Source organism: Paenibacillus sp. BGI2013, assembly GCF_002843485.1.
In the GTDB taxonomy this organism is placed as follows: domain Bacteria; phylum Bacillota; class Bacilli; order Paenibacillales; family Paenibacillaceae; genus Paenibacillus; species Paenibacillus amylolyticus.
On sequence record NZ_PJFA01000004.1, the window covers coordinates 99387 to 112250 of the forward strand.

14 protein-coding genes are annotated in these 12864 nt (G+C 42.8%); 11 read left to right on the top strand and 3 right to left on the bottom strand.

The window, feature by feature from the left end; translation table 11 throughout:
• Positions 1-1128: a carboxynorspermidine decarboxylase gene (gene nspC, locus CXK86_RS11510; protein WP_062834375.1), complete on the top strand. Its 1128-nt coding sequence runs from the start codon at positions 1-3 to the stop codon at positions 1126-1128.
• Positions 1129-1313: 185 nt separating this feature from the next.
• Here nspC and CXK86_RS11515 read toward each other — a convergent pair whose 3' ends face one another.
• Complete coding sequence (locus tag CXK86_RS11515) at positions 1314-2087, bottom strand: SDR family NAD(P)-dependent oxidoreductase (protein WP_101313733.1); 774 nt, start codon at positions 2085-2087, stop codon at positions 1314-1316.
• A 111-nt stretch (positions 2088-2198) separates the two neighbouring features.
• Here CXK86_RS11515 and CXK86_RS11520 point away from each other — a divergent pair, with 111 nt between their 5' ends.
• The 9 genes from CXK86_RS11520 (at position 2199) to CXK86_RS11560 (ending at position 10431) form a co-directional block, all read left to right on the top strand.
• Complete coding sequence (locus tag CXK86_RS11520; RefSeq protein WP_101313734.1) at positions 2199-2555, top strand: MerR family transcriptional regulator; 357 nt, start codon at positions 2199-2201, stop codon at positions 2553-2555.
• A gap of 90 nt (positions 2556-2645) precedes the next feature.
• A complete protein-coding gene (locus CXK86_RS11525; RefSeq protein ID WP_017688526.1) occupies positions 2646-3518 on the top strand; it encodes a YitT family protein in 873 nt (290 codons plus the stop codon).
• Between the two features lie 250 nt (positions 3519-3768).
• Entirely contained in the window at positions 3769-4110 is a 342-nt protein-coding gene (locus tag CXK86_RS11530; protein ID WP_076327622.1) for a DMT family transporter, read from the top strand.
• Between the two features lie 3 nt (positions 4111-4113).
• Complete coding sequence (locus tag CXK86_RS11535; RefSeq protein ID WP_100526216.1) at positions 4114-4428, top strand: DMT family transporter; 315 nt, start codon at positions 4114-4116, stop codon at positions 4426-4428.
• Positions 4429-4566: 138 nt separating this feature from the next.
• Positions 4567-4761: a hypothetical protein gene (locus CXK86_RS11540; protein ID WP_017688524.1), complete on the top strand. Its 195-nt coding sequence runs from the start codon at positions 4567-4569 to the stop codon at positions 4759-4761.
• A gap of 181 nt (positions 4762-4942) precedes the next feature.
• Positions 4943-6913 (top strand): AraC family transcriptional regulator, encoded by a 1971-nt coding sequence (locus CXK86_RS11545; RefSeq protein WP_101313735.1) that lies wholly within the window; start codon positions 4943-4945, stop codon positions 6911-6913.
• Between the two features lie 31 nt (positions 6914-6944).
• On the top strand, positions 6945-7529 hold the full coding sequence (locus tag CXK86_RS11550) for a nitroreductase family protein (RefSeq protein WP_101313736.1): 585 nt from the start codon (positions 6945-6947) through the stop codon (positions 7527-7529).
• A gap of 331 nt (positions 7530-7860) precedes the next feature.
• A complete protein-coding gene (locus CXK86_RS11555) occupies positions 7861-8994 on the top strand; it encodes a serine hydrolase domain-containing protein (protein WP_101313737.1) in 1134 nt (377 codons plus the stop codon).
• A 294-nt stretch (positions 8995-9288) separates the two neighbouring features.
• Positions 9289-10431 carry a DUF4309 domain-containing protein gene (locus CXK86_RS11560; protein WP_101313738.1) on the top strand — a complete coding sequence of 381 codons (1143 nt, stop codon included), beginning with the start codon at positions 9289-9291 and terminating at the stop codon, positions 10429-10431.
• 100 nt (positions 10432-10531) lie between these two features.
• Here the strand turns inward: CXK86_RS11560 and CXK86_RS11565 are convergent, their stop codons facing one another.
• Positions 10532-11500 carry a DMT family transporter gene (locus CXK86_RS11565; protein WP_101313739.1) on the bottom strand — a complete coding sequence of 323 codons (969 nt, stop codon included), beginning with the start codon at positions 11498-11500 and terminating at the stop codon, positions 10532-10534.
• A gap of 159 nt (positions 11501-11659) precedes the next feature.
• Positions 11660-12139, bottom strand: coding sequence for a TetR/AcrR family transcriptional regulator (locus tag CXK86_RS11570; protein WP_373888061.1), 480 nt, complete (start codon positions 12137-12139; stop codon positions 11660-11662).
• A gap of 281 nt (positions 12140-12420) precedes the next feature.
• Between CXK86_RS11570 and CXK86_RS11575 the strand changes: the two genes are divergently transcribed.
• Complete coding sequence (locus CXK86_RS11575; protein ID WP_036615986.1) at positions 12421-12828, top strand: cupin domain-containing protein; 408 nt, start codon at positions 12421-12423, stop codon at positions 12826-12828.
• Positions 12829-12864: the final 36 nt, after the last annotated feature.

Consider the following 12864-nt stretch of genomic DNA (forward strand, 5'->3'; position numbering starts at 1 on the left):
ATGCGGTTCGAGCAATTACCGACACCATGTTTTGTTGTTGACGAGGCGCTTATTGAGAAAAACCTGAAAATCCTGAACGGTGTTATGCAGCGTACAGGTGCCAAAATCGTGCTGGCTCAAAAAGCATTCTCCATGACTGCGATGTATCCGCTGATTGGAGAATACCTGAGCGGTGCAACGGCAAGCGGTTTGTATGAAGCGCGTCTGGGCCATGAGGAAATGGGCAAAGAGAATCATGTCTTTGCTCCAGCATACCGCGCAGAAGAGATCGACGAGATTCTCTCCATCTGCGACCACATTATTTTCAACTCATTTTCACAGCTTGCAAAATTCAAGGATAAGGCGCTTCAAGCTGGCCGTAAGGTCGGCTTGCGCGTCAACCCTGAATGCTCTACCCAAGAAGGACATGAGATCTACGATCCGTGTTCTCCAGGTTCGCGTTTTGGCGCAAAACTGGAGGATTTCGATGCAGACCTGTTGGAAGGCGTCTCCGGACTGCACTTCCACACACTGTGTCAGCAAAACTCCGATGATCTGGAGACTACGCTGAATGCAGTGGTCGAGAAGTTCGGACAATGGTTGCCACAAATGGAATGGATCAACTTCGGTGGTGGACACCATATCACACGTGAAGATTATGATATTCCAAGACTGGAAGCATGCATCAAGCGTATGCAGAACGACTATGGCCTGGAAGTATATCTGGAGCCGGGAGAAGCTGTTGCGCTGAACGCGGGTTATCTGGTGACTTCTGTGCTGGACTTCCATAAGAACGGTATGGACATTGCCATTCTGGATACTTCAGCTACATGCCATATGCCGGATGTGCTGGAAATGCCATATCGCCCGCCGCTGATCGGTTCGGGAGAAGTGGGCGAGAAGGCTCATCTGTATCGCTTAGGTGGACAAACCTGTCTATCTGGTGACGTAATTGGGGATTATTCATTCGACCAGCCTTTGCAAGAAGGCGACCGTCTGGTATTCGAGGACATGGCGATTTACTCCATGGTGAAAACCAATACGTTCAACGGCATGCCGCTTCCAGCGATTGCAGTCAAAAGAAAAGACGGCGATTGCGAAGTTGTTCGCGAATTCGGATATCAGGATTTCAAAATGAGGCTGGCATAATTACTTCATTATATAGTAAGTATTAATATAGAATTGAAAATAAATACAAAGAAGGGAACCTGGAGACAGGTTCCCTTTTTAACGTTAACTGAAGTTTAACGATTACATTTAATGATGTTTATCAGTGAGGTTAGATGAATGTTTACCGGTATTGAGCCGACTTAGCTTCGACTTCAGTTTTCGGGTTAATTTTGTGGTTTCGAGGCTGCTCTCGCAGCGTATGGAAAGATCGGTTCTCTTAGTTCAAAGTCATATGTTAACCCATCCACAATGCCCACTACACTCTCACTGTCATACAACTCCAGCAAAAATCCAGCCATTTGTTCCGCTGTATGGAACTTGGGAACCCTGCCTTCATATTCAAACTCATCTACATTAAAGGAATGTTTCGCAAATTCCGTCTCGGTTGCAGCCGGAGCTAGCACCTTGGCCTGCATCGCTGCGTTCTTGCCTTTTAACTCTTGCGCAAGTCCTTCCGTAAAGGCACTAACATAGAACTTGGTTGCGCAGTAGGTTACTGCATCGGCTACAATCGTATATCCACCCCCAGAGGAGATATTAATGATCTGTGTGCCATCAACATTTGCATAATCACGTACATACAGGGAAGAAAGAATCGTAAGAGCTTCTATATTAAGATGAAGCATCTGCTCAATCTTTGGCAGGTGTTGTTCGCCAACGGAAGCGAAATTCCCGAATCCGGCGTTGTTAATCCAAGTCTCAATGGAAGAAGCCTTAAGACTTTCATAGAATTCATGCACATTAGCGGCAATAGACAGATCCACTGTACGAATGACAACATCCAAATCAGGATTGATTTCAGTTACTTTTGCTTTTAATTTGTCCAATTCATCGGTTCTGCGTGCTGCCAGGATTATATTTTTGCCACGAGCTGCAAAAGCTAAAGCCGCTTCATATCCAATGCCTGAACTGGCACCGGTAATCACTGTATATTTCATGAAAATTCCTCCTGGATCTGATTTCATTTTTTATTGTGATGTGACCACGAGTTGATTATACTGATTAGAGCTTACTCTAAGTCAAGCGGGAAAATGGAGGGGAGGTTAACCATGCATACCATTGGTGAAGTGGCAGAATTACTCCATATCAGTGCACATACGTTGCGTTATTATGAGAAGGAACAGATTGTAACTCCTCTCCGAGATGCCAGTGGAGACAGGCGATACAACGAGTCACACCTGAAGTGGCTGCAATTTGTGATCAAATTAAAAGAGACTCAAATGCCCATTGCTATTATTAAGAAATATGCGTCCTTGTTTCAGGAAGGGGAGCATACGGCGGTGGATCGTTTAAAGCTGCTGGAGGAGCATAAAGAGTCGATTCAAAAACAGATGCACATACTTAACACAGCAGATGAGATGCTTGAGCATAAAATTTCGTCGTATCGAACGCTCATCGGACAATGAACTAACACACACAAATGACGATCTATTGCCAAAACAGTGATTTTTATTATAGACTGTTTTTTATCGGTTGTTCATCAAGGGGGAAATGCAATGCATCAAAACAGAAAACAAAAGTCAAACAAGTTAAAGATCCTCTCCAAAGTATTATTGATTATCATAGGGGGATTTATAACGGCATATGGCCTGGAAGCCATATTGATCCCGAATAATGTCTCAGATGGTGGTGTCACAGGTCTGAGTATCGTAGGATCACAGCTGTTCGGATTACCACTGGGGATGCTCATCGGGATTATTAACATTCCATTTGTGTGGCTCGGGTACAAGCAAATCGGAAAAAGCTTTGCGTTATATTCGATCATCGGTATTGCTTCACTCGCAATCAGCACCAGTCTGATGCACCATATACCAACCATCATTGAAGGTGATACCTTGCTTGTTACGGTTGTCGGCGGGATTATCATCGGTTTTGGTATGGGACTTGCATTACGTAATGGCGGTGCATTGGATGGCATAGATATGCTGGCTGTACTCCTTTCGCGAAAAGTACCTTTTGGGACCAGTGATCTCATCCTGTTCCTCAACATGTTTGTATTTATTGTCGTTTCTACCGTGTTTGGTCTGCAAGGCGCGATCTTGTCAGGACTTGCGTATTTTATTGCTTCTAAAGTAATACATATTGTTGAAGAGGGCTTGAGCGGCTCCAAAACGTTTAAAATTATTACGAATCAACCTGAGATTATGGTTGAAACCATTCGGGACCGTTTAGGCCGTGGAGCAACGTATACCGAGGCTTACGGTGGCTACTCTAATGAGCAATTCAAGGAAATTACTTGTGTCATTAACCGGATGGAAGAGAGTAAAATTAAAGATATCATTCACGAAATTGACCCAACTGCTTTTGTAGTCGTATACGATGTAGCTGAAGTCAGAGGTGGTAATTTCAAAAAGAAAGATATTCACTGATTCCGAAAAACAAAATTAACTTATACGTAGTTGGTCAACCAGGAACTTCTGGTTGGCTTTTTTTGTATGTTCACAGCGTAACTTGGAGTTTTAACAGGCGGATTTTCTTATTAGTTTGATACGAATATTTAAATTTGCAATTAAAATAAAGGTGGTTTATTATTATATCAAATGATATAAAATACTATCATTATTAAATGGAATGTTGATTACAAAACAACAACATGAATGCAGAAGAGGAGAATGTTTTATGGCGTGGTTATTCCTTATTCTTGGAGGGATTTTAGAGGTGGGTTGGGCATTAGGTTTGTCATTCTCCGATGGTTTTTCGAAAATCGAGATCGTAATCCCCACGGTTATTTTAATGATTGGCAGCTTCTACTTCTTTGCAAAATCCACTAAAGTACTTCCTGTATCAACGGCTTATGCGGTGTTTACCGGACTTGGTTCATTTGGAACCGCAATTGTGGGAATGATTTTTTTGGGGGACTCCGTAAGTGCAATCAAAATCGTGCTGGTCATGATATTAATCAGTTGCATCATCGGTCTGAAATTTGTATCCAATGAACCTAAACCAAAGGCAGGTGTATAGAATATGAGTTGGTTTTTCTTGATCTTAGCTGGTTTATTTGAAGTTGGCGGTGTAATATTTCTGAAACTTTCAGATGGATTTACCAAATTGAAACATACATTGATGTTCGCTATGTTTCTGGGATTAAGTTTCATTTTTCTTTCCCTGTCTTTGAGAGAGATACCAATCAGCATTGGTTATGGAATCTGGACAGGTATTGGGGCATCGGGCAGTGTACTATTAGGGATGTATGTATTCAAAGAGCCCAAAAATGCAAAGAAATTGGCTATCGTTAGTGGGATTATCGTCAGTATTGTGGGATTGAAACTAGTCTCTTAACTGGATAAATTAGCTGTACTAACAACGGAACGATATCCATCTCATCTATATTCATGCATAAGTACAGCTCTCTTATGGAAAACTTCTGTAGTACGAATTAAATTGCATGACTTCAAGTATGTATGGGAGGTTAGCATAGTGACAAAGCAGGACCCGCAAGAGCTTTTGAAGCAAAAACATGAACTGGATGAGCAAAAAAGACAGTTCACTAATTTTTCCCGAAATATTTCAGGTCATGGTGAGGTTGAAGCTGGTCAAGAGTTCAGTGTTGACCGGGTACCAGATGACCAAAACCGTATGAAATCGGTTGAGAACAGACGCGGCGAAGTCTAAAACGTTACAACATAAGCCGATCCTTTCATGGATCGGCTTATTCGTGCGTAGCATTTTATCGAATAGGAAGATATATGTTGTAGTTGAGAATGATTATCGATAGAATGGAGAAAAGTGAAAATATCCGCTGATTTTGCTGATGTTTTGCTAACTTAATGGGTTGTGGAAGGTGAAGGAAGAGATGCACGTAGAAGAGCATGTGAAGTTATGGAATCTGGCCTCAATTAAAATATGGGAAGTGCGTCACGTCGTCGTGCGCGCTGGCGAACCCATCCATGCCTATCGATTTCCAATTAGCGGTTTTATATATACAGTTCGCGGCAATGCAACGATTACGCTGGATGACACGATGTACGCGATCGATCAGATGCAAGTCTTACATGGAGGCAAGGGGGTATGGATGAATATCTCCCTGAACGAGGATTCATTCGAATTTTATTTGATGTTTTATCGCGCTAATTTGTCGTTATCCAATACTCGTGAGAATCAAGCTCTGCTCAGGCAACATTTCCCGTTTCATGTGCAATATGCTTTCGCCCCAAGCTATCCCATTGACTTATATGATAAAGTCCAAAGAATAGAGCAACATTGGGAACGGACGGATGCGTTCTCGAAATTTCAGGTAAAGACGTTATTTTATCAATTTATTAATGAATTAATGAGGCAGTTAAGTGCACAAGGAATTGAGACTGCCAAGCCCGATCTGGTAGCTCAAGCCGTTCGTTATCTTCAAGAGAACTACATGTTGCCCGTTATGGTCGATCCGCTCGCAGAACTTCTGGATTGCAGTGCAGGGCATCTGTCGAGAACGTTCAAGAAAGAGACAGGCAGCAGTCTGATTACCTATTTAACTCGGATACGGATTTACAAAGCCAAGGAGCTGCTGTTGCACACAGATGCATCTCTTCAGAAGATTGCCGAGGCAATCGGCATTCCGGATGTGATCTATTTTAATCGTTTATTTAAAAAGTATGTTGGCCTTTCACCAGGTCGGTTCAAACAAAAATGTATCGCCCTGCCAACCGGTCAGAATAATGCTATCCATGAATCAGAATTGTCCATTGTCAGTCCTATGCATCGCGGTTATGATCCTATTGATGATGATAATTATTATCAATACAACTCAAAAGGAGAATCACTTACATCTATGAGATCGAGAAAACCCGTTGCATTGCTTTTGATGCTCAGCCTTACATTATTAATATCAGCCTGTTCCCCTTCTCAGGGCAGTCCGGCAACAAGCAGTAATGGAACAAGCGGTAACAATGCTCCAACCACCGAAGTCGCGCAATCCACCGAATCAGCAGTACAGGAGCGTGTTGTTAAACATCCTTGGGGAGAAACTGTCATCAAAGGTGATCCTCAGCATATTATTTCGTTGTTCCCGGCTGCAACTGACTATTTGTTAGCACTCGGTATTGTACCCCAGGCAGCATCCAGTAATGAGGAGGGGAGTGATCAGTTTCCTACCTACCTGTCCGATCAACTACAAGGAAAAGAAAATCTGGGCTGGCAGGTTGATCCCAACTACGAAAGCATATTGGCGGCAGAGCCAGACCTGATTATCGGACAGGATTTCATGAGTGACGCCTATGACAGCCTCAGCAAAATTGCGCCTACCTTGCTGGCAGAGAAGCTGCAGGACGAGCAAGATATTATTCGTATGAAGACAAGCCTGTTACATATGGGAGATATGTTAGGGAAGACGGATCAGGCCAAACAGGTCATTGAAGAATACGAAAAGAAGGCTGCAGAAGCCCGTGAGAAAATCAAGCAATCCATCGGAGACGAGACCGTGATGTTCCTGCGTTTATCCGATAAAGAAGTGCGTTATTACAGTAAAAGAAACTACGAGGTTCTGTACGACGATCTAGGCTTGACACCTCCTGTATCCATACCTGACCCGACAGATTCAATGAAAGTAATCTCCATGGAGTCGTTACCATCGATTAACCCGGATCATATTTTCCTGTTGTCATCAGACGAGAATGAAACGACAGAATTGCAAAAAACAGCAGTGTGGAAGAGCCTGAATGCTGTTAAAAACAACAATGTCTACATCGTTGACTACGGTTTGTGGTTCCAGGGTCCCGGAGGACCCATCGGACAGACCAAGATTATCGACGAAGCGGTAAATTTCCTTACCCAATAAATAAGGAAACTAGACAGGAGGATTAATGCATATGGAAACGTCTGTAATGGAAAAGGTTATTCGTGAACGAAGAACCATTCGTCAGTTCAATGGCAAAGCGCTGGCGAAAGAAACGATCATGCACTTGCTCGAAGCTGCCGTGTGGGCACCTGTGCATTCCCGTAAAGAGCCTTGGCGCTTCATTTTATTTGTAGAAGAAGGTCGGAAGCAATTCGCTGATGCGGTGCTAAATACGTTTTCCAAAGATGAGCGGGAGCGCTGGACAGAGAAGCTGCAAAAGGACTATTGCGAATCTATCCAAGCCCATCTGCTGGTTGTGATTGAGGCTGATCCGAGACAACGGGTATGGGAAGATGCTGTGGGGGCTAGTGCTGCCCTTATTCAAAATATTCAACTCCTGGCATGGGAGCAGGATATCGGCGTAGTGTGGAAGACGAATGAATATAATTTTGATCCTGATTTCTACTTCAAGACCGGTGTGAGACCAGGGGAGAGAATTGTTGGCACACTTCATCTGGGGTATTTTGATACAAACAAGGTTCCCAAACCTCGTCCTCGCACACCCGTAGAAGAATTGATGACCTTTGTCTCCACGGCAAGAGCAGAAGTACAGTAGTAGTGATACTTCATACGGTTCCGAGCTGTGAAACGAACTCATTGTAAGCCGCGAACATAGCGGCTTTTTTGCATAATTGAATATCGATGTTGATTGGATGTCAGACATTGAGGAGTTCAAACTGTTTCTGATTAACGTTATCTCACACTTCCTGCCAAATCATGAACGAAATGAAATACAAATTCGGCGGTCAATAAATGGATGGTTGAGGCCATATAGGTGGTAGTCAATCGTTGTAAAAGGTCGTATATTAATAATATGTCGATTGTGGGAGTGAACGTGTACCACATCGCAAAATGATAAACGATTTTACATAGAAGGACGGGAAAAAATGGACTTTAAACCGCTTGCTTCATTTATCGACCGCATTACATCCTGGCGTATACCGTGGGCAGAGGTGCTGGTGATGCATCGAAATGATACCGTTTTCCATTATCGTAATGGATACGCCAATCTGGAAGAGAAAACACCTATCGGTGATGGAGCGATCTTCAATCTATATTCCATGACCAAAATTATGACCTGCGTGGTAGGATTGCAACTGGTGGAGAAAGGGGCAATGCTGTTAAGCGATCCCTTATCTGATTATCTGCCAGAGTACGCTGAGATGACGGTTAAGAAAACGATGCCGAACGGGGAGATCCGACTGGAAAAGGCGACAAGAGCCATTACAGTACGTGATTTGTTCACCATGACTGCTGGGTTCTCGTATGACGTTGGTTGTCCAAGCATTCAAGAAGCTGTAAAAAGCACCGATGGAACATTGCCAACACGTGACTTCGCGAGAGCGCTTGCGAAAGAACCGTTGCTGTTTGAACCAGGGACACACTGGAATTACAGCATGTGCCATGATGTGCTAGGAGCCTTGGTGGAAGTGGTAAGTGGCAAACGCTTTGGTACGTATCTGCGGGACGAAATCACCGGACCCCTTGGCATGAACGATACAACGTTTAATCTGAACGATGAGCAGCAGACACGTCTGATTCCACAGTATGCTTACAATGATGAGCTTGAAAAGGCTGTACGTTTGGACGGCAATGGATTCCGTGTGGGTACGGAGCTGGAAAGCGGCGGTGCAGGGTTACTATCAACCGTTAGCGATTATGCACGTTTTCTGAACGCGCTTACTGGGCATGGTACGAGTCCCGAAGGCGTGCGCATTCTGTCACAAGCTTCAGTGGAACTGATGCGAACGGACCACCTGAACGAGATGACTCGTGCTGATTATTCCTGGGATCATATGTATGGATACGGCTATGGACTGGGTGTTCGCACACATATCTCCAAAGCAGCAAGCGGCTCACTGAGTCCAATTGGTGAATTTGGATGGAGTGGTGCTGCTGGTTGTATGGCTATTATTGATCCGGATTCAGAGCTTACAGTCATGTATGCACAGCACCTGCTTAACAGTCAGGAACCATACGTTCAACGACGCTTACGTAATGTGGTTTACTCCTGTCTATAAATCATATCGTATTCGAAGTTACTTGAAGAGCCGCTAAATAGCGGCTTTTTTATGTTATATGGATCGAAATCTATTAATTAGATTGTTATTTCTTTATTAGAAAGGGTATGTTATCATTCTTAGGAAAATAGTACTAGTAGGAGGATATGCTTATTGAACATGAACTTAAATTCATTACATAGTTTGATCAAGATTACACGCTAGCAAGTACCTGTTTGAATGTTGAGATTGTGAACGATTCATAATTAGAAAAAGCTGTTAGATTTTATTTTTTTACTCAAAGGAGAGTCATCGATGATACACCCTAAACACAATGCAAAATGGGCTTCTCTGGCCTTACTTACCTTAATCGCCTATGTTCTGAGCGCATTGCTTCTGCTACCACCTAATGCCGCTGCCAAAGGAGAGCAAATCTCCGCCAAACAGCTCGAAAGTATGAGCCGGCTTTCATTTACGCTTCGTGATGCCAAACAAACGGCTTACACCGTTTATATTTTTGCTTATGATGAACAGAAGAGTACACTAACCGAAGAAAATGGTTGGACCAACAATAATAAAGGCGACAAGAGTTATTCAGGCACGTATCGTGCAGCCTTGCTTAAAAAAGGTGCAGCATACGGAACTGTTCAGGCAGCAAAACTGGATCTGAATACGATTATTTTGCCTCAAACCTGGAACTTTGTTGTGAAGAGTAAAGAGGCTAGTACACCAGACATGCTGATGATCACCGATTGGGGAACTTCTAATTTCAATGAGGTGAAAACGTATATTGTTCGTTCCGGGGAATTGCGCCGTGTAACATATGTCGATAATAAGGGAAAAAAAATCGACGATTCCTACTCTGCAAGCAGAGATGATGGAATCCGTACTCTTTCAGGTGCCCGAGTGCAGTTCAAAAATTACAACAATCTTCAATTCGTCTATGGGGTTGATACGTTTAAGTTGAATGTAAATAAATTGGAAATGCGGTTGGCAGATACACGTAACCTTCGTTCAGAAGCTTGGCCGAACTCGGGTGTTGGCGATCGCGCTTACCTGAAAAGCCTAAAGGAAGCTGCTTTAAAGGGTGTGTTGCCAGGCCGGACGGACATCAAGATTGGTACGACGCTTCAAAATGCGCAAAAAAAGCTGGGGAAACCCAATTCTCGTTCAAACGGGGAATGGGGAGCGTACTATTATTATTCTAAATTCGGCGTCGGGTTTGATTCATACATGCACGAGCTTACCAATAAATCACGTATTGCGGTTATCCAGCTGTACAATGAAAAGCAGTATCTCTCACCATGGAATGTGAAACGATGGATGGGAAAACCCACCTCGGAATATTATAATGAAGTTGTGGGTGGTTATGAGATGGAATATGAGCTGGGTAAGCACACTATAGTTTTTAATTATTTGGAAGAAGAAGACTTAATTGACTTTACGAATATATATTAAGGTATAACATAGCGAAAACTGAACGTATTCATATACGTACTTACAAAAAAAGCCGCTGATTAGCGGCTTTTTTTGTTATCCATGGAAGTGGACGCGTAGTCTATTTCATTGGAGTGTTATTAGAGCTCTGCACAGAACGTACACGATTGACTAAATAAATGCCGACTGACACGAACAGTAATGCGACCAGATTTTTCAGTTCCAAGATCGTTTCCCCCAGGAATAACGCTGATAATAAAGCTCCAAATACAGGGATTAGGAAGTTATAGACAGACACTCTTCCGACCTTGTTGTACTTGAGAAGCATATTCCATAGACAAAATGCAACGGATGACAGCAAAGCCAGGTAGATTAAGTTACTGGTGGATTCCAGGGTGAAATGGGTGACCCGACCGCCGAGTGATAGACCTAACAGCGTAAGTACCAGTCCCCCGACGAATAAGCTGACACCTGTTATGATCAGAACATCGATGGTGGCGGTGAGACGTTTTGCGTAAAGGGCCGTAACGGAAAAAACAAGTGCCGCTATAATAACGAAGCCTTCGCCTGTGAATGAAAAGGAAAAAGCAAGCAGATCCGTATGGAAGTTTACGATGATTACGCCAACGAATCCAAGCAAGCAACCAACGATTTTATTTCTGCTTAATTTGTCGTTTTTATAGATGAAATGGGCCAGAACAACACTGAAAAAGGTTGTAGTAGCGTTCATAATAGAGCCTTTGACACCCGTTGTATTGGCTACGCCGACGTAGAAAAACATATATTGCAAACCCGTTTGCAATATACCTAGCATGATGAGGCTAGTCCACTGCGGCTTGGACAATTGGAGCTTCTGTTTTCTAACGATACGAGACAGGAGCAAGAGCAGCAAGCCCGCCAGTGTAAATCGGTATCCGGCAAATACATACTTGGAAGCAATATCTTCCGGTAGAATGTTAAACGCGATATATCCAAGTTTGATGGATGGGTACGCACTTCCCCATAACAAGCAACAAAGGCTTGCCACGAGCATGACAAAAATGGGATCACTAAATTTACTCGGTTTCTCAAGGGTATTTCTCTCTATCACTTTCGATCTTCTCCTCACATTTCATGTACATATGTATGTATGAATCTATTAACATCCTCAATGACCATATCACATATCGCTAATCTTTGTAATGATAATTAATAAACCGCTCTTCAATTGGTCTGATTAAAAGAAGGAACGGTTCATGAGGAGTCTATGTTATAGATTCCTTTCTAATAAAATCCCAACTTGTTCTGCGACAATGTGAGGGTGCCGGGGTAATCCATTCGTGAAATAAAATTCTACGATACCCACGATTGCTGTACCAAAGAACGTGAGAATCACTTCTTTTGTTAGTCCTTTATTTTTCCCCTCCGTTACATTCACCTCATCTTCCAGTTCTTCAATGACAAGAGCCAGGAAGCGATTGCGGAAAAAAGGGGCTCCTTTACTCAGTAACATAGCCGAGAAAAATGAATAGTGAACTTCAAAATATTCGAACCAAAGTACATTGCTTTCTATAAAATCCAGATCGGATGCTTCCTTGCACAATCTTCTTAGTTCATCGATATGCTCTTCGATTAATTTATCCAGCAAGTCAAATTTGTCCGAATAGTGATGGTATATCGTTCTGCGGCCGACATTTGCATGATCAGAGATATCTTGCATCGTAATGGTATCAAAAGGTTTCTCGTTCATGAGTTTGATAAAAGCAGATTTGATCGCTTCCTGAGACTTAAGTATTCTTCGATCTGTGACAGAAACGATAGTAATCACCATTCTTTCCAAAGAGTAATTGCACAAATGTTGTCTCCGTGCGCCATAAGGCACAGATCGAGTTCATTTGATCCTTGCAGAGGCTGTGCAATTATTTTATATTATACACAAATGTGCGATATCGCACGTATGTGTGTAATCATATTTAGGTCAACATAGGGGCAGGACGCATTAATCAATAAGATCACACTGGAGGAAATGAAATGGCTAAACATGAAGAAGTTAAAGATGGAGTGATATTCCCGGTAGGAGAAAAAAACGAAGCATTTTCCCAATATTTCATAGGGCAAAGTTATCTCCAATCCTTGGTTGCTGATCCCAAAGTGAATGTGGGTGTTGGGAATGTAACGTTTGAACCGGGATGCAGAAATAACTGGCATATCCATCGCGGTGGATTTCAGCTGTTGTTAGTGACTGGTGGGGAAGGTTGGTATCAGGAAGAAGGAAAACCTGCTCAATTCCTCAAAGTCGGCGATGTTATTGTGACTCATGATGGTGTGAAACACTGGCATGGGGCCGCTAAAGATAGTTGGTTTGAACACATTGCGATCACTGCAGGTACACCAGAATGGTTGGAACCAGTTACAGATGAAGTTTACGGGGAGTTATAAAATAAACGCTATGAATTGATTTATTCGAAAATGTTA